Source organism: Brevibacillus aydinogluensis (assembly GCF_961514395.1).
In the GTDB taxonomy this organism is placed as follows: domain Bacteria; phylum Bacillota; class Bacilli; order Brevibacillales; family Brevibacillaceae; genus Brevibacillus; species Brevibacillus aydinogluensis.
Window position 1 is genome coordinate 500,001 of sequence record NZ_OY569118.1, and the last position, 20,172, is coordinate 520,172.

Sequence of the window (20,172 nt, forward strand, 5' to 3'; positions counted from 1 at the left end):
CTTTTTAGAGGCACTGGAGACGTTGAAAGAAATTGTGGAGACGGACCCGTCGTTCATGCCGGCCTGGAACAACCTGTCGCTGGCCTACTACTACGTGGGCGATTTTGCCCAGGCGATGGCGACGATCGAACAGACGCTGGAGCGGGAAAACGGAAACCTGCATGCGCTGTGCAACCTGGCCGTCCTGCTTTCCCACCACAATCGCGTGCAGGAACTAGTCGGGCTGATCGAGATGCTGAAAAAAGTGGTCCCGTATCACCCGGAGCACATGTACAAGCTGGCGACGACGATGGGCGTGCTCGGGCAGCATGAGGAAGCGTACCGACTGTACTACCGGATGTTGCGGACGGGGCGTATGCACGAAGCCTGCACATACCACTATGCGGCCATCTCTGCCTATATGACCGGACGCAGAAATCAGGCACTGCGTTGGTGGCAGAAGGCCAAGCAGCTGGACCCGGATTCGGGTGTAGCGGATCACTACTTGCAATTAGTAAAAGCGCAGGAAGAAGGGGAGAATACCCTATTGATTCCGTATCAGTACCATCCGCCGCAGCGTGAAGTATCCTGGGAAAAAGCGGCGCTTGAAGGCGTGGAAGGCCTCAAACAGGACCCGATGATCCGCGCTTCGTTGCTCTGGGCGCTGCAGCATGGGCGGGATGAAGTAAAGTTTGCCGTCCTGCAAACGCTTGCCATGATCGGCGATGACGAAGCGGAAGCGGCTGTTCGCCATTTTTACCACCAGACAGACGATCCGCAGCTGCAGAAGCTGGCCTTGCTGGCACTGGCTGACATGGGAGCGGCGTTGCCAGACTGCCCTCCCGGCATATCGGCGGAACGCGTCAAGGGCAAGCCAAACGCAGCGCAGCGTGATGCCGTCACAGACGGTGAGGCGAGCCGCACGACAAACGGTGCGGCGGGTCGCGTGAGCAGTGTCCCGCCCCAGACGGAAATGGAGAGCGTGGAAGACTGCATCTGCCGCTGCCTGATGGAAAACGACCGGACTGACATGGGCGAATGGTGCCTCAAGGTCTGGCACCGCTACAAGGAAAGCGTCGCCAACCCGGTACAGGTGCGGAAAACGGTGGCGTGGGTGGCCGCGCTGGAATATCTATACGGAACGATGAACAATCAGAAGCAATCCCAGGCGTATTTCGCCGAAAAATACGGGATATCTCCTTCAACCGTAGCCAAGTGTGTCAAAGCGTTGGCAGCACTTGATCTGAAATAGATTCTCATTTTATAATAAGTTTAAATAAGTGAATGAGAGCAGGCACAATCGTGCAGATTGAGGAGGCAGTGGACATGAGCGACCAAAAAATTTACGATGTCATCATTGCCGGAGCCGGCCCCGCCGGCATGACGGCTGCCGTATACACCTCCCGTGCCAACATGAGCACGCTGATGCTGGAACGCGGCGTTCCGGGCGGGCAAATGGCCAATACGGAGGAAATCGAAAACTATCCGGGCTTTGGGTCGATTCTCGGACCCGACCTGTCTACCAAAATGTTTGAGCACGCCCAGCAATTTGGTGCCGAGTACGCGTATGGCGAAATCAAGGAAATCCAAGACGGACATCCGTACAAGCGGGTGATTGCCGGCGACAAGGAGTACCTGGCGAAATCGGTCATCGTCGCGACCGGTGCTGAACACCGCCTGCTTGGCGTCCCCGGGGAAAAAGAACTGTCCGGACGCGGCGTTTCCTACTGCGCTGTATGTGACGGGGCGTTTTTCCGCGGCAAGGAGCTGGTCGTTGTCGGCGGCGGCGATTCGGCCGTGGAAGAGGCAGTCTTTTTGACCCGGTTTGCCTCCAAAGTGACCATCGTGCACCGTCGGGATCAATTCCGCGCCCAAAAGATTCTGCAAAAACGGGCGTTTGACAATGAAAAAATCGACGTAATCTGGGATACGGTCGTCAAGGAAATCCGCGGCGACAGCAAAGTACAGGCAGTGCTGCTGGAAAACGTCAAAACGGGCGAGCAGCGCGAATTCCCGACCGATGGCGTGTTCATCTACGTCGGCATGAATCCGCTGTCGGAGTGCGTGCGCGGGTTGGGCATCACCAACGAAGCGGGGTACATTTTGACCGATGAGCGTATGCACACCAAGGTAAAAGGAATTTTTGCCGCAGGGGACGTGCGGGAAAAAATGCTGCGCCAGGTCGTGACTGCTACCGGCGACGGTTCCATCGCTGCTCAATCGGCTCAGCACTACGTGGAAGAACTGAATGAGCGGCTGGCGGAAGAAAATGTCACAATGTCTTAACCTCCTTGTAACATAAATGAAATATTTGGGCGGTACACTAGAAGACGATGAATTGACCCCCTTATCTATACGAACCATACTTGCGTGGCTGCATTCAGCCGCGTCTTTTTTTTACCGAATCGGATGGGACAACCCGCTTCAGGTGCGATGCAGTCCGGCCGGTTCCACGGTTAGGTGGTTGGGAGGGTACGAATACGACAGTGGTTATGGTATGCTTATGTCAGAATCGTAGGAGGCGAGTGGAGTGACGGAAGTGGGAAAAGACAGAGCCATCAATTTGCTCATTATTACGGGAATGTCGGGTGCTGGCAAGACCGTAGCCGTACAAAGCTTGGAAGATTTGGGGTACTTTTGTGTCGACAACCTGCCTCCGGTGCTGATTCCCAAGTTTGCGGAACTGATTAAACAATCGGGCGGCGGCATCGAACGGGTTGCCCTGGTGATTGACCTGCGGGGACGAGAGTTTTTCGAAAGCCTGTCCGAAGCGATTGACAGCCTGAATCAGATGGAGGGTATTTCGTTTCATATCCTGTATCTCGATGCCAGTGACCAGACGCTGGTGTCCCGCTACAAAGAGACACGCCGACGCCATCCGCTTTCGCCGAACGGTTCGCCATTGGAAGGCATTCACGCCGAGCGCCGCCTGCTGCAGGAAATGAAAGGGCGGGCGCATCAGATTATCGATACCAGCCAGATGAAACCGGCACAGCTGCGTGAAAAGATTATCAGTCAATACGCACAGCAGGGATCGCCGCTGACGATCAACGTGCTGTCGTTTGGTTTCAAATACGGTACGCCGATTGACGCCGACCTGATGTTTGACGTGCGGTTTTTGCCGAATCCGCACTACGTGGAGGAACTGCGGCCGAAGACGGGATGTGACCCGGAAGTGGCCGAATACGTCATGAATCATAAGGAGACGAAGGAATTTATCGACAAACTGGTCGATTTTCTGTCCTTTACATTACCCCATTACCAGCGGGAGGAAAAAGCCAGCTGGTGATCGGTATTGGCTGCACAGGTGGCAAGCATCGTTCGGTGGCGATCACCGAGCACATCGGGAACGTCTTCAGCAAAGATTTTACGGTTCGCATCAGCCATCGAGACATTGACAAAAACAAATGAGCATAGGATGGCGAAAGGACATCTGCGAGGAACGCCTGTGTGGATCAGCATATAATGAGGTGACATATGCCGACAAGGAGAAAGGGAACGCAGCCCGGGGAACAGCTGCGGGTTGTCGTGATCGGCGGGGGAACGGGATTGTCTGTCCTGCTGCGGGGGTTGAAGCATGAACCGGTTCACATCACGGCGATTGTTACCGTCGCCGATGACGGAGGAAGCTCAGGCATACTGCGGGAGGAGATGGATATGCCCCCGCCCGGTGACATTCGCAACGTGCTGACGGCCCTCGCCGACACCGAGCCGTTGATGGAGAAAGTGATGCAGTACCGTTTTTCAACCGGCACGGGATTAGCCGGCCATAATTTGGGGAATCTACTACTTGCAGCGATGAACGAGATTACGGGAGATTTTGTGACAGCAGTGAAAAAGCTGAGCGGTGTCCTGGCTGTGCGCGGCGACGTGCTGCCGGCGTCCACCCAGTCGATTCGGCTGCTGGCCGAAATGGAGGACGGCTCGATCGTCGTCGGCGAGTCCCAGATACCGCTTACAGGCAAGCGGATCAAGCGCGTCTTCCTCGATCCCGAAGACGCAGTGCCGTTAAGCGAGGCCTTGTTGGCCATTGAAGAAGCGGATGCGATCTTGATCGGTCCCGGCAGTCTGTACACCAGCATTTTGCCTAACTTGTTGGTGCGCGGACTGTTTGATGCCGTGAAGCGTTCGCCATCACCAAAACTGTACATTTGCAACGTCATGACGCAGCCGGGTGAAACGGATGGGTACACCGCGTCCGCGCACGTGGAAGTGATGTACCGTCACGTGGGCAGTCCATTTTTGGACACCGTAATCGTCAACTCGGCTGACATTCCCGCGCATGTCTTGGAAAAGTATGCGGAAAAGGGGGCAACTCCGGTCATCTGCGATCTGGGGCGATTGCGTCAACTGGGGCTGCACGTCGTGGCGAAGCCGCTGGTAACGTTTGAGGACGGTTATCTGCGTCACGACGCGCACGCCGTAAGCAAACAGGTGGTATCCCTGATCAGGCGCAAGCGCAGGATGCAGAAGCTAGAGAAGGAGTGAGGGTCAATGTCATCATTCGCCGCACAAACGAAAAAGGAACTGACCATGCTGGACACCCCCGAGTGCTGCAGCCGGGCGGAGCTGGCTGCCTTGATCCGGATGAACGGCAGTCTGCAATTCGGGGCAGGACGGCTGGTGCTGGATGTGACAACAGAGAATGCGGCGATTGCCAGACGGATCTACACCCTGACCAAGCGCCTGTTTCATATACACGCCGAACTCTTGGTGCGCAAAAAAATGCGGCTGAAGAAAAACAACGTCTACATCGTGCGGATTCCGCACAAGGCGCACGAGATTTTGCAAGAACTTGGCATTATGGACCAAGACAAGTCCTTTGTTCAGGGCATTTCACCGGAGATCGTCAAAAGCTCGTGCTGCCGGGCGGCCTATCTGCGCGGGGCGTTTTTGGCTGGTGGTTCGGTGAATCATCCGGAGGCGTCCAGCTATCATTTGGAAATTTTCACGTCCTACCAGAATTTTTGCGAAGCGCTGACCAAGATGGCCAACCGCTATCGACTAAACGCCAAGTGTATCGAGCGGAAAAAAGGGTATGTGCTCTACATCAAGGAAGGCGAGAAGATTACTGAATTTCTCAGCCTCATCGGCGCGCATCAGGCTCTCCTGTACTTCGAGGACGTGCGGATCGTCAAAGACATGCGCAACTCGGTGAACCGCTTGCACAATTGTGAGATTGCCAACATCAACAAGACGGTAAATGCCGCTGCCCGCCAGATGGAGAACATCAAGCTGATTCAGCAGGAGATCGGCTTGGAGAACCTGCCGAAGCGGCTGCGGGAAGTGGCGGAACTGCGCTTGATGCACCCGGACATCAATCTGAAGGAGCTGGGGGAAATGCTGCCCAGCGGTCCGGTCAGCAAATCAGGCATCAATCACCGGTTGAGAAAAATCAACGAAATTGCTGAGAAATTGCGAGAAAAACAAAATGTATCCATCTAGCAGCATGGTATACTTATCGGTAACGAGTACACTGTGTGAGGAGGTCCATACATGGTTCAACAGCAGGTTGTGGTCAAATTGAAAACTGGGTTGCAGGCCCGTCCTGCGGCATTTTTCGTGCAGGAGGCCAACCGCTTTGTATCGGAAATTTTTGTGGAGAAAGGAAACAAAAAAGTAAACGCAAAAAGCATCATGGGCATCATGAGCCTCGCCATCAGTTCGGGAACGGAAATCACGATTTCGGCGGAAGGCCCTGATGCGGCTCAAGCGGTCAGCAGCCTGGCCAATCTGGTCAGCAAAGAGGAATAGGCCGCAACGTTATTGACACCTTGCAGCGCAGCCCCGTTTGCAATCGCAATGCTGCTCCTTGCAAGAACCAGAGGCATAATGCAAAGCAACTTCATTCTTTGCGGGTGCCTCTTTTTCTTTTACCGTGCGGCGGCGATGGCGTTGTACTCGGCTGTTTCACATCCCGTGTAAAAAGGGTGAGTGACCATGATTGTAATGATAAATGGTGCGTATGGCGCCGGGAAGACGACGGTTGCCAGCAGGCTGGCTGCCTCCATACCGAACAGCATGCTGTTTGACCCGGAAGAGGTGGGCTTTATGCTGCGCCGCATCGTTCCGGAGGAAATGAGGCTGCGCGAGGAAAAGACAGATAATTTTCAGGATTTGCAATTGTGGAGGGTGCTGACGGTAAAGGTGGCCGGGCTGCTGAAGATGACCTACGGGAAGCATTTGATTGTTCCCATGACGATTATACATAAGGAATACTTCACATACATTTTCAACGGCTTCAAAGAGCTGGACAAACATACCTGCCATTTTTGCCTGATCGCCAGCCGGGAAACCCTCTATGAACGGCTCAGAAGGCGGGGAGAAGCGGAGGGGAACTGGTGTTACCGGCAAATCCCAGCGTGTGTGGAGGCTTTTCAGGACACATGTTTTGAAGAAAAGATCATGACGGATGGGGTGCCGGCAGAGGAAATCGTTGATTACGTAAAAAAACGTATCGAAGCGATGGCCCATGCTGACGCGACGGGGTGATTTGGCGCAACCGTAATATCCTCAAGGTACGCGTCTGTTTGGGGCAGGCTGCATGTTTTCCCGTCGCTCGGGGGAATGCTAACAGATGAAACAGGCAAGGCTTCCACTCGCTGCCGCATGCGATGGAGTCTTTCATCACCCGGTGCCCAACCGCGCCAAAGGAGGGAGACGTGTGGAGAACAACCGTGACACCCTATACGAAGGACGCGACCAGTACGACATGGACATTGACCGTATGGTAAACGAGGGGCTCGGCGGCGGACAGGTCAGCGACCAGAACGGATTGATCGAGGAGTCGACCACCGATACCATGACGGGCGCCAGTTCGGCCCGCGACAACCGCTGACAGCACCAAGGGAGGGAATGATACATGGATGTGAAGCGCGCACAGGAAATCCTGCGCTCCTCGGAAAAAATCGAGGTCCAGTACAAAGGGCAGCCGGTCTGGATCGACGGCGTGGATGAACGAACCGCGACGGCCCGCGTCCACATTGAAGGCAATCCGGCCAACAGCATGGCGGTCGAGGTCGGACAATTGGAGGAGAAGTAAAAACACCCGGCCTTGCTGGCCGGGTGTCGTGCTTCGAGGGGAAGAACCCTGTCAAGCCGATTGCTTATTTGGAAGAGGATTCCGGCGTGATTACCTTGTCGATCAGGCCGTACTCCAGCGCTTCCTGAGCGGTGAGGAAGTTGTCGCGGTCGGTATCCTTTTGAATCCGCTCCAGCGGCTGACCGGTGCGCTCGGCGAGGATTTTGTTCAGGTGTTCGCGCATTCTCAGGATGCGTTTGGCAGCGATTTCGATGTCGCTCGCCTGGCCTTGCGCGCCGCCGAGCGGCTGGTGAATCATCACTTCGCTGTTCGGCAGGGCAAAGCGTTTGCCCTTGGCGCCCGCCGCCAGCAAAAACGCCCCCATCGACGCGGCCATGCCGACACAAATGGTGGACACATCCGGTTTGATGAATTGCATCGTATCATAAATCGCCATACCGGCGGTAATCGAACCGCCCGGGCTGTTGATGTACAAGTGGATGTCTTTGTCCGGGTCCTCGGCCTGCAGGAACAGCAGTTGCGCTACGACGATGTTGGCAACGGTGTCGTTGATCGGCGTTCCGAGAAAGATAATGCGATCCTTTAGCAGGCGCGAATAAATATCATATGCACGTTCACCGCGATTCGTCTGTTCGATGACGGTGGGAATCAAGTTCATATGCATTAAGCCTTCCTCCTCTCTTGGTAAGATTAATCATACACGAAAGGTCAGTAAAGGTCAAACAGGTAACTGCAAGCCTTTCTCTCAGTTCTCTCCCAATCCTGCCTCTCCTAAACCTTATGGCGTCAGAAATGTTTTATTCGCCTGACGGACCGCGCAGGCCAGCGATCCGAGGAAGGCCATCCACACCGGCAGCGCGAACAGCCAGCCGGCAAACGGGATAATCAGCAGGCACTGCAGCGCCACCACGCCCAGCAGCTCGGCGAGCAGGGGGGAAGCCGCCAGCGAAAACGCTCGGCCAGCCGGATGCCGATCCAGGAGCCGACAAACACCTTTGCCGACCAGGTAAGCAGCACGAATGCCAGCAGCAGCGCCACCGTCACCGGAATCCCGACGACGGTCACCAGCAGCGCGATCGACAGGAGCGGCAGGCCGAGCACCAAGCCGGCGCCACAAGCGAACGCCTGTCCCGGGTGCCGGTCCAATTGGCTGTAGATGCAGCTCAGCCCGGCCGGGAAGAGAAAGCGCACAGCCAGCCAGAGCAGCAGCGTGCTGAGCAGCGACGAGAGGCCCAACAGGATGGGAAAGTAGGAAAAGGTGTCTTGGTCTGCAGCCACCACCGCGGGGGAATACAGTTCCTTCCCTTTGAGGACAGCGCCGGAACCGATCGCAGCCCGATGCGGACTGGAGTAGACCAGATCGCCGCCGATCACGGCAGGTGCGTCAATCTGCAGGGAGCTGGAGTGGAGTAGTGAGATGCCTTCTCCGATTTCGCCCGTGATGCGCAGGGTGTCCACCTTGCCGTTTGCTTCACGGGCCACTTTGCCGTTCAGGTCCGCATGCGGGGTAAACATCAGCAGGCTGCCGCCTATACGGCCGTTCTGCTCCAGCACGATGTGGCTGGAACCGACGGTGACGTTTCGTTCCACATTGCCGGAGATCGACAGCTGCTGCGTGAAGGCGCGCACATCTCCCGCGACAGTGCCGTCGATGCGAGTGTCGACCGCAAACGCGAGGACATCACCGGTGACGCGTCCGCGTATCTGTACGTTTTCTGCAAGCACGTACAGGTCGCCGTTCACTGTTCCTTCGATGGAGACCGTATTGGCGTTGACCGCCAGATCGCCGTCGTGCACCGCGTCAGCCGGCAGCACGTAGCTATGGTTTGACACTGTGCCGAACGCATGGACTGCATGTGCCGGCACAAGCAGGAAAACGGACAGCAGCAGGCAGAGGATGAGTTTGATCCGTCCCATCAGTCGACCTCCCGATTCTGCAGCCGGGATGGAGGAAAGGGAAGGAAGCGTATGTTCACCAGCAAAAGCAGACCGATCAGCAGCAGCAGCGGCAGCGGCAGTGCCACCACGTATGGACCGGGGACGTTGAACAGGTCACCGGCGTTGTCCTTCAGCCACAGGGCTGACCCCCAAAAGAAGCGGGATGTCCAGGAATTCCACGCAGAGGCAACCCAGTGAAACCACACACTCTGCCAAAAAATGAGATACCCGGCCGCAACCGCCAGAAGAGTGCCCGCGCCAAGTATCGCCCGCCACAGCAGGCGGCGGCGATGCCGCCTGTGCAGGATGGCAATGCCTTCAATCTGCGCCGCCGTGAGCGAGTCCAACTCCAGCGGCGGCAGCGACGTATCCGCGGCGAAAATCGTCTCTGCCAGCAGATGCTGCTCGCCGGTCAACCGCTCCCACGACTGCCGGCAGTGAAAGCAGTGGTCCAGATGCACTTGAACGCGGGCCGCTTCCTCGGCGGACAACTCGTCATCGCTGTACATCATCAAAGTCAGTTCGTCAATATGCGGCATCGGCCATTCTCCTTTCCTCCCGATGTTTCTCCAGCAATTCTTTTAACTGCTTGCGGGCCCGGAACAGCCGGGTGCCCACGGTGTTTTTGTTCATCCCTACAATGCTGCCGATTTCTTCATAGCTCATGCCTTCGACAAAACGGAGGGTCAGAATCAGCCGGTCGGTTTCGTTCAGGTTGTCCATAAGCGCTGTCAGCTCGGTATGCGTCTCCTTTTCCACGAGGAACCGTTCCGGGCTTTTGACAGTCTCAGCGGGGTGTTTATGTACGTGCAGCAACAACTGTTCGTCCTCCAGCACGATCTCCCGTTTTTTGCGCAGGAAGTCGATGCACGAGTTGGAGGCGATACGGTACAGCCAGGAGTGAAAGGGCAGTGCAGGATCGTATTTGTGCAAATTTTGCGCGACTTTCAGCCAAATTTCGTTGTACAGGTCCTCACCGTCGTGATAGCCGCTGACCAGCTTGCGAACGATGCGCATCACGCGCGGCGCAAACAACAGGACCAACCGGTGGAACGCCCGCGGCTGTCCGTTCACAAACTGCACGGCCAACCGGGCGGCTTCGCTGTTGAGTCGCGCCAGTTCCTGATCCATCACGCATCCCTCCTCCCAGTGATCAATACGGGATCGCCTCCGTCAAAATTTCAATCGACGGGCTCCCTCCTTCAAACATAGCAGGAGAGGCGGGCACTGGAAAAGAGGGGAGCTTCCGAAGCGGACTCAGGCTTCCGTTTCTTCCGCTTCGGTTAGCTCAACAGCCAGGCGCAGCGTCGCGTTCATTTTCCGTCCCTTGATGATCGTGTATTCTTCCACCTGTCGGGCCTGCAGCTTGTTGATGGCCTCGGCCAATGCCTGTTCGTCCGTATACGGCTGAATGGTCAGCAGGCATTCTTCGTCGTTCGCTTCCTGGTAGATGAGGTACAATCGCTCGTTTGCCACGAGAACCGCTCCTTCTTGAACTTATCCACAAAGTTGTCAACAGGTTGTGCACAAAAACGTTTGTTCGCAGGATATGTGCCGTTTCTTCATAGTGTGGCATGCAGACGCAGGAAGGTTCATTGGTAATTATTGGTATTTTTGTGTGGCAAGGAGAATCACGTCCATCTAGACGGACAAGCAAGCCGTTTGGCGGATTCATCCGTTGTAACAGCCTGTCTTTTTCCCGTATAATAAGGCAGAAAGCAGTGGGAGAGGGGAAGTGCAAGATGGAAACGACGGTCATTGTGGCCAGTGTCGTCATGTTTATCGGGTTTATCGCCTTGACGCTCTATGTCACGAGCAAAGCGTACTCCCGCAAATACAAGGAATAGAGAAATAGCCAAACGCGCATGCAGCCGCTTCCCGACGGGAGGCGGTTTTCCTTTTTCATCATCTTGGAATCGCTCCTATAGGTATTGCCTATATCTTGCATCTATTTTATCTGTTGCAAATTTTCGTATTTATTTTAAAATATGAGCAAGTGGTTTTATTTCATCAATTGGTTTGCTGGTAAAGTAAAGGGGGATTTCTCGCGATGAAAAAACAGAAATCATTTGCGTTTCTTGCAACGGTTTTGGCGCTGGGCACCGCTCTGGCCGGCTGCGGACAGCAGCAGTCTAGCGACAGCGGCAGCAATTCCGGCTCCAACTCGGGTTCGCTTCAAAAACTGGTGATCGCTTCGGTCGGCCCGCTGTCCGGTCAGTACTCCGATTACGGCAGCACCGCCAAGGCGGGGGCCGAATACGCCCTGAAACAAAGACAGGAAGATTTCAAAAAACTGGGCTTTGACGTTCAACTGCTCGCCCAGGACGACCAGGCCGACCCGAAACAGGGCGTGGCGGTTGCGCAGATGCTCATCTCCAATCCGGATGTCATCGGCGTCGTCGGCCACGTGACCACCGGTGCGTCGATTACGGCATCCGCCCAGTACGAACAGGAAAAACTGGTCATGGTTTCGCCGTCCTCGACCGGGGCCAACCTGACGGAAGAAGGCAAACAAGTGGTGCACCGCATCTGCGCGCGCGACGACATGCAGGGCTCCAAGGCGGCTATCTACGCCAAGAACCAGTTGGGTGTCAAGTCGGCCTACATCGTGCACGACAAGCAGGCGTACGGTCAGGGACTGGCAGACGAGGTGAAAAAGCAGTTTGAAAAGGACGGCGTCCAGGTGGTCGGCTATGAAGGCATTACCGCCGGCGAAAAGGACTACAGCGCCGTGATCAACCAAATCATCGCCGCCAAACCGGAGATGATCTACTTCGGCGGCTACTACTCCGACGCCGGCGTGCTCATCAAGCAGCTTCGTGAAAAAGGCTTCAAAGGCATCGTGATGGGCGGCGACGGCTACGACTCCGCTGATCTGGTGAAAATCGCAGGCGCCGACAATGCCAACAACGTCGTGTTCACGTCCGTCGTTGGCGACATCGGGGCGACCGAGGAAGGCAAGAAATGGATTTCCGAATTTGAACAGGCTACTGGCAACAAAGTCGGGATCTTCACGTCCTTTGGTTACGACTCGATGAACGTCCTGCTGCACGGTCTGGAAGAAGCGATCAAAGCCAACAACGGTCAAAAACCGACCCGCGAGCAAGTGCTGGAGCACGTGCACAAGATCAAGGACTTCCAAGGCCAGTTCGTCAAAGTCGGATTTGACGACAAAGGCGACAACGAGTATGCGTCCGTCTACGTGTATAAATACGAAAACGGCCAGAAAGTATACGTGGGTGAAGCGCAGTAACGCGCGGATGAGTCCGGTCGATCGCATCAGCCGGAACGGGACCGCAAGCTGAACAAACAGGACCCGCAGTAAAAAAGCGCTCTGGAGAATGCTCTCCAGGGCGCTTCAGCGTGTAGACAAAGTGAGTGGTGCATGGGTGATAGGACCCGTTCGCTTTCTTGACGACCAGCAAAGAAGTTGGTAGCGTCCGCTGCAAAACGCGACGCGGGCAGGGGGGCATGTACACGTAAAAAACGCGACCCTCTGCCTGGCAGAGAATCGCGTTTATAGCTGATTGCCACGTATGGTGCGCCCGGTAGGAGTCGAACCTACGCAAGACGCGGTTCCGGAGACCGCCGCTCTATCCACTGAGCTACGGGCGCGTGACGATCTTTATTATAGAACATATTTTAGGGATATGCAAATGCAAAAACTGGAAAATCACAAAAAACTTTTTGGGGCAGGGGGAGTCACGCCGCTGCTGCTGAGTCTTCGTGTTTGCCAACAGTACGCGCAGCGGTCAATGGGGGTTGATTGGGCGAGCAGACATATTGAAAATCAAATATTGGCAGGAAAATTGCATGATTGAGCGAATATAATGAGAAAAGACAGAAGTGCCGAAATCTGCTGCATAATAGAGAAGGGGGGCGAACTCGATGAACATGGGACTGGGTCTTTATCAGGAGCAGACGCTGAAGCTGGTGATGACGCCGGAGTTGAGACAGGCGATCACCATTTTACAGTATTCGGCTGTCGATCTGCTCTCCTATCTGCAGGAACAGGCAAACGAAAATCCCGTAATCGAGTTGCAGGAAGAGGCGGTGGACGCGGCACCTGTAAAAAAGGAGCGTCCGGCTCCGGAAATCGACTGGAAGGAGCTCGTGGGAAATCGGGCCACGGGTGAATATTCCGTGGGGAAAAATGAAAGCACTTACAATCCGCTCGACTTTGTGCATCACGACACGGTGACGCTGTACGAACATTTGGAACGGCAGCTTGGCTACGTCAAGGGCTTTACGCCGCTGCAGCGGAAGATTGCCTTGTTTTTGATCGGCAATCTGGACGAAAAGGGCTATCTGGAAGTCCCGCTGGAGGAAGCGGCGGAGCGCCTGGGGGTGGCGTTGCACGAGATTGAAGACGTGCTGGCCGTCCTGCAGCACTTTGACCCAGCCGGGGTGGCGGCCCGCAGTCTGGAAGAATGTTTGCTGCTGCAGCTCCGCCACTTGGGCTTGGACGACGACAACATCGTGCAGGTGGTAAGTCTGTATCTGCACGATCTGGCCGACTGCCGCTATCAGCGGATTGCCGAGAAGATCGGCTGTACGGTGCGGGATGTGCAGGCAATGGCTGATCTGCTGCGCACGCTCAACCCTCGTCCGGGTTCCGCCTTTTCCCGCGCCGAGACGCGCTACGTCATCCCTGACGTGGCTGTGGAAAAGGTGGGCGACGACTACGTGGTGCTGGTCAACGACGTGGCGACGCCGCGGATCAAAATCAACAGCTTTTACGAGAAAATGCTGCGCCAGCAGAAGAGCCAGGATGACGCCCGGCAGTTTATTCACGAAAAGCTGAATGCCGCCATGTGGCTGGCGAAAAGCCTGGAGCAGCGGCGGTTGACCCTGATGCGCGTCACCCAGGCGATCGTCGAGATGCAGCGGGACTTTTTCGAGCGCGGTATACACTACCTGAAGCCGATGACGCAAAAAGAGATTGCCGAGCGGGTCAATCTGCACGAGTCGACCATCAGCCGCGCGACCAGCAACAAATACGTGCAGACACCGCGCGGAATTTTCGAACTGAAGTACTTTTTTACGTCGGCACTGTCGACGTCCAGCGGCCAGGCAGCCTCGTCGGAGAGTGTCAAGCGCCGGATCAAGGCGCTGATAGAACAGGAGGACCGGAAACAGCCGCTGTCGGACCAGAAGCTGTCTGAGATGCTGCTGCAGGAAGGCATCGAGATTTCCCGCCGGACAGTGGCCAAATATCGGGAAGAGATGATGATCCCCTCGTCAGCGAAGCGAAAGAGGTTTTGAGAGATGCAAGCAGGCAAACCGTTTGAGATCGTGCTGTACGGGCGGAAAAACTGTCATCTGTGCGAGCAGGTGGAGCAGTCAATCCGCCTTCTGGAGATGGAGTTTCCTCTGCGCCTGACCGTGGTCGACATCGAGGAGGATGATGCGCTGCACGAAAAGTACATGCTGGTCATCCCCGTCGTGGAGATTGACGGACAGGAGGCATTTCGCTCCGTCACCAGCGTAGTCACCTGGGAAGAACTGCGAGCGGAGCTGGTTCGCCGCCTGCAGTAACCAGCAACACGTCCCTTGGCTCTGATGGGCTGAGGGACCTTGCATGTTTTTTACAGGTGTGTTACATTCAAAGAGAAGTGAGATTATTTTTTTGCTCCAACCGGGACAAAAAATGTTACAGCGGGACAAATTACGTCCCGGAACAAAACCAAGCAGACGAGGAAGAAGGCAGATGCGGCGTTTCATCGAGATGCAACAAAAACTGCTGCCCGACCTGGTTGATGTAATGCGGCAGCGGTACATGCTGCTTCGCTCGGTGCATCACCTGCAGCCAATTGGCCGGCGGGCTCTGGCCCAGGAGCTTCACAGCACGGAGCGCATCCTGCGGGCCGAGGTGGACCTGCTGAAGGAAACCGGGCTGCTTCACGTGACGGCAGCCGGGATGAGCTTGAGCGAAGAGGGTCAGCGTGTGCTGGATGAACTGGAACCGCTGGTTGGCGAACTGTTCGGCCTGACCGAGCTGGCAGAACGGCTGCAGCGAGTGCTGGGCATCGCCAAAGTGATCGTCGTCCAGGGAGACGCCGACCATTCCCCCTGGGTCAAACAGGAGCTGGGACGCGTCGGAGCGCGCGTGCTGAAGCAGTACGTGCGGGAAGGAGACATCGTCGCTGTCACCGGCGGGACGTCGATCGCCAGTGTGGCCCAGCATCTGACACCGTCACCTGCGTTTAAAGGCGTCCAGTTTGTCCCGGCCCGCGGCGGACTGGGTGAGCGGGTGGAACTGCAGGCCAATACGCTGGCATCGGCGATGGCTGCCAAGACCGGTGGAACATACCGCCTGCTGCACGTGCCGGATCGGCTGCATCCGGAAGCGCTGCAAAGCCTCTTGCGGGAACCGCAGATCAAAGAGGTTCTGGCCCTGCTGAAGCACACCCGGATCGTCCTGCACGGCATCGGCGACGCCCTGACGATGGCGAGACGGCGCAGTTACTCCGAAGCGGAGCTGCGCGAACTGGAGCAGGCCGGAGCCGTGTCGGAAGCGTTTGGCTACTACTTTAACGAGGCGGGCGAGACGGTTCACCGCATGCCGACGATCGGCCTTCAGCTCGAGGACGTCAAAAAGGCGGAGGCGGTACTTTCCATCGCGGGCGGCAAGAGCAAGGCGAAAGCGATTCTTTCCTTTTCCAAGCAGTCGTGCCAAAATGTACTCATCACGGACGAAGGGGCGGCGCGTGCCATTTTGTCCGAATGACTGCATTGGAGGGACGAGGAATTGATGAACGTGCTGACGGTCCTCCCCGTTTTGTCGTTGATCGTGGGGATCGCGCTGAGTCTTCATTTCGGCTTTCCGCTGTATCTGGGGATGGTTTTTTCCATCTTGGTCACACTTGTTAGTGTACATCGCCTTGGTTATTCCTGGAGAACACTGTTGGCGTTCGGCTGGGACGGCGTAAAGCAGACCAAACCGGTGCTGCTCATCCTGTTTCTGGTCGGGCTGCTCATCCCTCTCCTGATGATGGGCGGCACGATTCCTTCCATCATCTATTACGGGCTGTCGGTCGTCGATGTCCGGTACATGTTGGTTCTTTCGTTTCTCCTGACCTCGGCGACAAGCTACCTGCTGGGAAGTTCGGTGGGGACGCTGAGCACGATCGGCCTGTCGTTGATGGGGATCGCCCACACGGCAGGAGTACCGGGCGGAAGCGTGGCAGGCGCGCTGATCAGCGGCGCGATGGTGGGGGAACGGTTTTCCCTCTCTCCAGCAGCCGGCTGCTGGTATTGAGCATCACCGGCATGACCGAAGAGGAGGAACGCCGCAGCAACCGCCCCGCTCTGTTCACGGTGGGGGCGTGCACTTTGTTGTTCCTGCTGGTGGACCTGCTGCGCAGTCAGACGGGCGTAACGGACATGATCGGCTTTTACCAGGAACTGCTGCACCGATTCTTTTTCATCGGCTGGCTGCCGCTGGTCCCGCTGATTGTGCTGATCGGCTCGTTTGCCTTGCGGGTCAGGGCAATCCCGGCCCTGCTGTACGGGATCGCTGCAGCCGCGGTGCTCGTGCTGACGACGACCTCGCTGGACGCCGGAACCATCTTTCGCTCTGTCCTGAGCGGATACGAGCTGCATTCCGGCACGCCGCTGGACCAACTGGTGCGCGGAGGCGGGATGGCCTCCATCCTGAACGTGCTGGTGCTGATTAGCTTGGCCGGCTTTTTGAACGGCATCCTGAACAAGGCCAATCTGCTGGCCCCGTTGGTCGACCGGCTGATGGGCGAGACGGTGCGGCCGGCAGCCTTTGCGGGCAAAGCCGTACTGTTGTCAGTGCTGGTGGTCGCCATCAGCTGCAACCAGACGATTCCGCTGTTGGTGCTTGGTTCGACGCTGCTGGAGCGGTTCTCCCGGCTGGAGGGGGGAAAGGTGCTGCTCGGCCGGACGATGCTGGATTCGACCATGTTGATTCCGGTGATCATTCCCTGGTGCGGCCTGGCGATGTTGATGGCCGTCACCTTGGGCGTTCCCACTGTCGAGACGCTGCCGTATTTGTTCTTCCCCCTGTTGCTGCCGATTGTAACGATAGTCACTGCCCGTTCCATTCAGACGGCGGGCGTTTTTGAAAAACTAAGCAGATAACGATGATGAGAGAGCAGGAGGTATTGTCATGGTAAAAGTAGGTATCAACGGATTTGGCCGCATCGGCCGCAACGTGTTTCGCGCTGCGCTGAACAATCCGAACGTGGAAATCGTCGCCGTCAATGACCTGACCGACGCGCAGACGCTGGCCCACCTGCTGAAGTACGACTCCGTACACGGCGTGCTGGATGTGGATGTGGAAGCGCGCGAAAACACGCTGATCGTCGGCGGCAAGGAAATCAAGGTGTTGGCGGAGCGCGATCCGGCTCAGCTCAAATGGGCGGAGTACGGTGTAGAGATCGTGGTGGAGTCCACCGGCCGTTTCACCAAACGGGAAGACGCGGCGAAGCACCTGGAAGGCGGAGCGAAAAAGGTAATCATCTCCGCGCCGGCGACCAACGAGGACATCACGATCGTAATGGGCGTCAACGAGGACAAATACGATCCGCAAAAGCACACGGTCATCTCCAACGCATCCTGCACGACCAACTGCCTGGCGCCGTTCGCCAAAGTGCTGCATGAGAAGTTTGGCATCGTGCGCGGGCTGATGACGACCGTTCACTCCTACACCAACGACCAGCAAATCCTCGACCTCCCGCACAAAGACATGCGCCGTGCGCGTGCCGCTGCGACCAACATCATCCCGACCTCGACCGGTGCTGCCAAAGCAGTGGCGCTCGTGCTGCCGGAGCTGAAAGGCAAGCTGAACGGCTTTGCGATGCGCGTACCGACGCCGAACGTGTCCGTTGTCGACCTGGTGGCCGAACTGAAAACCGACGTAACGGTGGAAGATGTCAACCGCGTGCTGAAGGAAGCGGCGGAAGGTCCGCTGAAAGGCATTCTCGGCTACTCGGAAGAACCGCTGGTCTCCTCCGACTACAATGGCAACCCGGCTTCCTCTACAATCGACGCACTGTCCACAATGGTACTGGAAGGCAGCATGGTCAAAGTCGTCTCCTGGTACGACAACGAATGGGGCTACTCCAACCGCGTTGTAGACTTGTGTCAATTTGTTGCAGAACGTGGCTTGTAAAAAGTAAAATAGAACTGTTGTGAAAAAAGGGAGAGCGTCCTCTCCCTTTTTCCCATACGCTATTTTCCGAACATAAGCCATAGTTGTGGGGAGGATCGTTCATGAACAAGAAGTCTATCCGTGATGTGAACCTGGCAGGTAAGCGCGTTTTCTGCCGCGTCGACTTCAACGTACCGATGCAGGACGGCGTGATTACCGACGACACGCGCATCCGTGCCGCCCTGCCGACGATTCGTTTCTTGCTGGATGCAGGCGCCAAGGTGATTCTCGCCAGCCATTTTGGCCGTCCGAAAGGGCAGGGGGTCGAAGAAATGCGCCTCACGCCTGTTGCTGCCCATCTTTCAGCACTGCTCGGCAAAGAGGTACAGAAGCTGGATGACTCTGTCGGTCCCGACGTGGAAGCAGCCGTCGCCAACATGCAAAACGGCGACGTGATCCTTCTGGAAAACGTGCGTTTCCATGCAGGTGAGGAAAAGAACGATCCTGAACTGGCACAACGCTTTGCGCAGCTGGCCGATGTGTTCGTCAACGACGCGTTTGGGGCGGCACACCGCGCCCATGCGTCCACGGCGGGCATCGCCCAGTACATCCCGGCAGTAGCGGGCCTGTTGATGGAAAAGGAAATCCGCTTCCTGGGCGGCGCCCTGACCCGTCCGGAGCGTCCGTTTACGGCCATTGTCGGCGGCGCAAAGGTTAAAGATAAAATTGCCGTAATCGAAAACCTGTTGACCAAGGTGGATCATCTGATCATCGGCGGCGGCATGGCCAACACCTTCCTCAAGGCAAAAGGGTACGGCATCGGCGCCTCCCTCTGCGAGGACGACAAGCTGGATCTGGCCCGTTCGCTGATGGCACAGGCCGAGGAGCGCGGCGTCCAACTGCTGATGCCGGTGGATGTAGTGGTGGCGGACCGCTTCGCGCCTGACGCACAGAAACAGACCGTCTCCGTCGACGCGATTCCGGACGGATGGATGGCGCTCGATATCGGCCCGAAAACGGTGGAACGCTACCGCAGCGTGATCGTCGATTCCCGTACGGTTGTGTGGAACGGGCCAATGGGCGTGTTTGAGATGGACGCCTTCGCCCACGGGACGATTGGCGTAGCTCAGGCGATGGCCGACTGCTCCGGCACGACGATCATCGGCGGCGGCGACTCCGTGGCAGCCGTGGAGAAAGCAGGCGTGGCGGAAAAAATGACGCACATTTCCACCGGCGGCGGTGCTTCCCTGGAATTCATGGAAGGCAAGGAGCTGCCCGGCGTGGCCGTGCTCGAGGACAACGAATAGGGAGGGCGATTCCTCTGAGAACCCCAATTATCGCTGGAAACTGGAAAATGTACAAAACGATTGCCGAAGCCGTCCGCTTCGTCCAGGAGGCGAAAGCGGGCAGCGCTCCGGCTGGCGTGGAACAGGTGATTTGCGCGCCGTTTACGGCTCTGGCTGCCCTGGCAGAGGAGCTCAAGGGCACCTCGATCGCCCTGGGGGCGCAAAACGTTCACTTTGAGGAGCAGGGCGCCTTTACCGGTGAGGTCAGCCCGCTGATGCTCAAGGAGATCGGCGTCCGCTACGTGATCATTGGTCACTCGGAACGTCGTCAGTATTTCAACGAATCGGACGAGACCGTCAACAAAAAGGTGCTGGCTGCCCTGAAGCACGGCATCAAGCCAATCGTCTGCGTGGGCGAAAGCTTGGAGCAGCGGGAGGCGGGGGAAACCGCCGCAGTCGTGCGCAGTCAGACCGAAGCGGCGCTGGCCGGCGTGGAGGCCAACCAGTTGGCAGACGTAGTGATCGCCTACGAACCGATCTGGGCGATCGGCACGGGCAAATCGTCCACGGCGGAAGACGCCAACGAGACGATCGCGATCATCCGCGGCACGATTGCCGATCGGTTTGGCCAGGCAGCTGCCCAGACCGTGCGCATCCAGTACGGCGGCAGCGTGAAGCCGGAGAACATCGACAGTTTCATGGCGCAGCCGGACATTGACGGAGCGCTGGTGGGCGGTGCCAGCCTGACGGCGGACAGCTACCTGCAGTTGGTGTCCAAAGCCGCCGCACAGCGTCAGTCGTAAGGA

At 56.9% G+C, this 20,172-nt stretch carries 24 protein-coding genes, 1 tRNA gene and 1 pseudogene (1 of these 26 cut by a window edge); 19 read left to right on the top strand and 7 right to left on the bottom strand.

Annotated features, from left to right (window positions below):
* The 9 genes and pseudogenes from Q7F15_RS02450 to Q7F15_RS02490 form a co-directional block, all read left to right on the top strand.
* Positions 1-1,231, top strand: partial view of a tetratricopeptide repeat protein gene (locus Q7F15_RS02450; RefSeq protein WP_171566342.1) — the 3' portion only. It extends 503 nt beyond the left edge of the window; the window shows 1,231 of its 1,734 coding nt (coding positions 504-1,734); the start codon falls outside the window, past its left edge; the stop codon is at positions 1,229-1,231.
* A gap of 74 nt (positions 1,232-1,305) precedes the next feature.
* Positions 1,306-2,265, top strand: coding sequence for a thioredoxin-disulfide reductase (gene trxB, locus Q7F15_RS02455; RefSeq protein ID WP_171566341.1), 960 nt, complete (start codon positions 1,306-1,308; stop codon positions 2,263-2,265).
* A gap of 331 nt (positions 2,266-2,596) precedes the next feature.
* Positions 2,597-3,390: pseudogene (gene rapZ, locus Q7F15_RS02460) on the top strand (RNase adapter RapZ).
* A 66-nt stretch (positions 3,391-3,456) separates the two neighbouring features.
* Positions 3,457-4,467, top strand: a complete 1,011-nt coding sequence (locus Q7F15_RS02465; RefSeq protein WP_212133486.1) for a gluconeogenesis factor YvcK family protein — start codon at positions 3,457-3,459, stop codon at positions 4,465-4,467.
* Positions 4,468-4,473: 6 nt separating this feature from the next.
* Positions 4,474-5,424, top strand: a complete 951-nt coding sequence (gene whiA, locus Q7F15_RS02470) for a DNA-binding protein WhiA (protein WP_171566338.1) — start codon at positions 4,474-4,476, stop codon at positions 5,422-5,424.
* 51 nt (positions 5,425-5,475) lie between these two features.
* On the top strand, positions 5,476-5,733 hold the full coding sequence (locus Q7F15_RS02475; RefSeq protein WP_171566337.1) for an HPr family phosphocarrier protein: 258 nt from the start codon (positions 5,476-5,478) through the stop codon (positions 5,731-5,733).
* A 186-nt stretch (positions 5,734-5,919) separates the two neighbouring features.
* Positions 5,920-6,471: an AAA family ATPase gene (locus Q7F15_RS02480; RefSeq protein WP_171566336.1), complete on the top strand. Its 552-nt coding sequence runs from the start codon at positions 5,920-5,922 to the stop codon at positions 6,469-6,471.
* Between the two features lie 172 nt (positions 6,472-6,643).
* Positions 6,644-6,817, top strand: a complete 174-nt coding sequence (locus Q7F15_RS02485) for a hypothetical protein (RefSeq protein WP_171566233.1) — start codon at positions 6,644-6,646, stop codon at positions 6,815-6,817.
* A 24-nt stretch (positions 6,818-6,841) separates the two neighbouring features.
* On the top strand, positions 6,842-7,021 hold the full coding sequence (locus tag Q7F15_RS02490; RefSeq protein ID WP_171566335.1) for an H-type small acid-soluble spore protein: 180 nt from the start codon (positions 6,842-6,844) through the stop codon (positions 7,019-7,021).
* A 64-nt stretch (positions 7,022-7,085) separates the two neighbouring features.
* Here Q7F15_RS02490 and clpP read toward each other — a convergent pair whose 3' ends face one another.
* The 6 genes from clpP to Q7F15_RS02520 form a co-directional block, all read right to left on the bottom strand.
* On the bottom strand, positions 7,086-7,679 hold the full coding sequence (gene clpP, locus Q7F15_RS02495; protein WP_171566348.1) for an ATP-dependent Clp endopeptidase proteolytic subunit ClpP: 594 nt from the start codon (positions 7,677-7,679) through the stop codon (positions 7,086-7,088).
* A gap of 120 nt (positions 7,680-7,799) precedes the next feature.
* Positions 7,800-7,931 (bottom strand): hypothetical protein, encoded by a 132-nt coding sequence (locus Q7F15_RS02500; RefSeq protein ID WP_304415047.1) that lies wholly within the window; start codon positions 7,929-7,931, stop codon positions 7,800-7,802.
* Entirely contained in the window at positions 7,907-8,938 is a 1,032-nt protein-coding gene (locus Q7F15_RS02505; protein WP_304415048.1) for a bactofilin family protein, read from the bottom strand. Before Q7F15_RS02505 ends, Q7F15_RS02500 begins: the two co-directional genes overlap by 25 nt.
* Entirely contained in the window at positions 8,938-9,498 is a 561-nt protein-coding gene (locus tag Q7F15_RS02510; RefSeq protein ID WP_171566333.1) for an anti-sigma factor family protein, read from the bottom strand. The genes Q7F15_RS02505 and Q7F15_RS02510 overlap by 1 nt, the downstream gene beginning before the upstream one ends.
* Positions 9,485-10,090, bottom strand: a complete 606-nt coding sequence (locus tag Q7F15_RS02515) for an RNA polymerase sigma factor (RefSeq protein ID WP_171566332.1) — start codon at positions 10,088-10,090, stop codon at positions 9,485-9,487. Before Q7F15_RS02515 ends, Q7F15_RS02510 begins: the two co-directional genes overlap by 14 nt.
* A 126-nt stretch (positions 10,091-10,216) precedes the next feature.
* A complete protein-coding gene (locus Q7F15_RS02520) occupies positions 10,217-10,435 on the bottom strand; it encodes a hypothetical protein (protein WP_171566331.1) in 219 nt (72 codons plus the stop codon).
* 574 nt (positions 10,436-11,009) lie between these two features.
* On the opposite strand from Q7F15_RS02520, the gene Q7F15_RS02525 reads away from it, so the two are divergent.
* The gene (locus Q7F15_RS02525; RefSeq protein ID WP_171566330.1) at positions 11,010-12,212 is read left to right on the top strand and encodes a branched-chain amino acid ABC transporter substrate-binding protein; all 1,203 of its coding nucleotides are present in this window, start codon (positions 11,010-11,012) and stop codon (positions 12,210-12,212) included.
* 284 nt (positions 12,213-12,496) lie between these two features.
* On the opposite strand, the gene Q7F15_RS02530 is transcribed toward Q7F15_RS02525, so the two are convergent.
* Positions 12,497-12,574, bottom strand: a tRNA-Arg gene (locus tag Q7F15_RS02530).
* Between the two features lie 41 nt (positions 12,575-12,615).
* Here Q7F15_RS02530 and Q7F15_RS02535 point away from each other — a divergent pair.
* From Q7F15_RS02535 to tpiA, 9 genes are all read left to right on the top strand, one after another.
* The gene (locus tag Q7F15_RS02535) at positions 12,616-12,780 is read left to right on the top strand and encodes a hypothetical protein (protein ID WP_304415049.1); all 165 of its coding nucleotides are present in this window, start codon (positions 12,616-12,618) and stop codon (positions 12,778-12,780) included.
* A 67-nt stretch (positions 12,781-12,847) separates the two neighbouring features.
* Positions 12,848-14,224: an RNA polymerase factor sigma-54 gene (gene rpoN / locus Q7F15_RS02540; RefSeq protein ID WP_171566328.1), complete on the top strand. Its 1,377-nt coding sequence runs from the start codon at positions 12,848-12,850 to the stop codon at positions 14,222-14,224.
* Between the two features lie 3 nt (positions 14,225-14,227).
* Entirely contained in the window at positions 14,228-14,497 is a 270-nt protein-coding gene (locus Q7F15_RS02545; protein WP_212133496.1) for a glutaredoxin family protein, read from the top strand.
* Between the two features lie 172 nt (positions 14,498-14,669).
* Positions 14,670-15,689 (top strand): sugar-binding transcriptional regulator, encoded by a 1,020-nt coding sequence (locus Q7F15_RS02550; protein ID WP_171566326.1) that lies wholly within the window; start codon positions 14,670-14,672, stop codon positions 15,687-15,689.
* Positions 15,690-15,713: 24 nt separating this feature from the next.
* The gene (locus tag Q7F15_RS02555) at positions 15,714-16,220 is read left to right on the top strand and encodes a Na+/H+ antiporter NhaC family protein (protein WP_304415050.1); all 507 of its coding nucleotides are present in this window, start codon (positions 15,714-15,716) and stop codon (positions 16,218-16,220) included.
* An 11-nt stretch (positions 16,221-16,231) separates the two neighbouring features.
* Positions 16,232-17,068: a Na+/H+ antiporter NhaC family protein gene (locus Q7F15_RS02560; protein WP_304415051.1), complete on the top strand. Its 837-nt coding sequence runs from the start codon at positions 16,232-16,234 to the stop codon at positions 17,066-17,068.
* 28 nt (positions 17,069-17,096) lie between these two features.
* Entirely contained in the window at positions 17,097-18,101 is a 1,005-nt protein-coding gene (gene gap, locus Q7F15_RS02565) for a type I glyceraldehyde-3-phosphate dehydrogenase (RefSeq protein ID WP_171566324.1), read from the top strand.
* A gap of 101 nt (positions 18,102-18,202) precedes the next feature.
* Positions 18,203-19,387 carry a phosphoglycerate kinase gene (locus tag Q7F15_RS02570; RefSeq protein ID WP_304415052.1) on the top strand — a complete coding sequence of 395 codons (1,185 nt, stop codon included), beginning with the start codon at positions 18,203-18,205 and terminating at the stop codon, positions 19,385-19,387.
* Positions 19,388-19,401: 14 nt separating this feature from the next.
* Positions 19,402-20,169, top strand: a complete 768-nt coding sequence (gene tpiA, locus Q7F15_RS02575; RefSeq protein WP_171566347.1) for a triose-phosphate isomerase — start codon at positions 19,402-19,404, stop codon at positions 20,167-20,169.
* Positions 20,170-20,172 lie beyond the last annotated feature (3 nt).

Bases quoted from the DNA above. Each gene is read 5' to 3' on its own strand.
- trxB (WP_171566341.1), top strand. From the start codon at position 1,306: ATGAGCGACCAAAAAATTTACGATGTCATCATTGCCGGAGCCGGCCCC.
- Q7F15_RS02465 (WP_212133486.1), top strand. From the start codon at position 3,457: ATGCCGACAAGGAGAAAGGGAACGCAGCCCGGGGAACAGCTGCGGGTT.
- whiA (WP_171566338.1), top strand. From the start codon at position 4,474: ATGTCATCATTCGCCGCACAAACGAAAAAGGAACTGACCATGCTGGAC.
- Q7F15_RS02475 (WP_171566337.1), top strand. From the start codon at position 5,476: ATGGTTCAACAGCAGGTTGTGGTCAAATTGAAAACTGGGTTGCAGGCC.
- Q7F15_RS02480 (WP_171566336.1), top strand. From the start codon at position 5,920: ATGATTGTAATGATAAATGGTGCGTATGGCGCCGGGAAGACGACGGTT.
- Q7F15_RS02490 (WP_171566335.1), top strand. From the start codon at position 6,842: ATGGATGTGAAGCGCGCACAGGAAATCCTGCGCTCCTCGGAAAAAATC.
- clpP (WP_171566348.1), bottom strand. From the start codon at position 7,679: ATGAACTTGATTCCCACCGTCATCGAACAGACGAATCGCGGTGAACGT.
- Q7F15_RS02505 (WP_304415048.1), bottom strand. From the start codon at position 8,938: ATGGGACGGATCAAACTCATCCTCTGCCTGCTGCTGTCCGTTTTCCTG.
- Q7F15_RS02510 (WP_171566333.1), bottom strand. From the start codon at position 9,498: ATGCCGCATATTGACGAACTGACTTTGATGATGTACAGCGATGACGAG.
- Q7F15_RS02515 (WP_171566332.1), bottom strand. From the start codon at position 10,090: ATGGATCAGGAACTGGCGCGACTCAACAGCGAAGCCGCCCGGTTGGCC.
- Q7F15_RS02525 (WP_171566330.1), top strand. From the start codon at position 11,010: ATGAAAAAACAGAAATCATTTGCGTTTCTTGCAACGGTTTTGGCGCTG.
- Q7F15_RS02535 (WP_304415049.1), top strand. From the start codon at position 12,616: ATGCAAAAACTGGAAAATCACAAAAAACTTTTTGGGGCAGGGGGAGTC.
- rpoN (WP_171566328.1), top strand. From the start codon at position 12,848: ATGAACATGGGACTGGGTCTTTATCAGGAGCAGACGCTGAAGCTGGTG.
- Q7F15_RS02545 (WP_212133496.1), top strand. From the start codon at position 14,228: ATGCAAGCAGGCAAACCGTTTGAGATCGTGCTGTACGGGCGGAAAAAC.
- Q7F15_RS02550 (WP_171566326.1), top strand. From the start codon at position 14,670: ATGCGGCGTTTCATCGAGATGCAACAAAAACTGCTGCCCGACCTGGTT.
- Q7F15_RS02555 (WP_304415050.1), top strand. From the start codon at position 15,714: ATGAACGTGCTGACGGTCCTCCCCGTTTTGTCGTTGATCGTGGGGATC.
- Q7F15_RS02560 (WP_304415051.1), top strand. From the start codon at position 16,232: ATGACCGAAGAGGAGGAACGCCGCAGCAACCGCCCCGCTCTGTTCACG.
- gap (WP_171566324.1), top strand. From the start codon at position 17,097: ATGGTAAAAGTAGGTATCAACGGATTTGGCCGCATCGGCCGCAACGTG.
- Q7F15_RS02570 (WP_304415052.1), top strand. From the start codon at position 18,203: ATGAACAAGAAGTCTATCCGTGATGTGAACCTGGCAGGTAAGCGCGTT.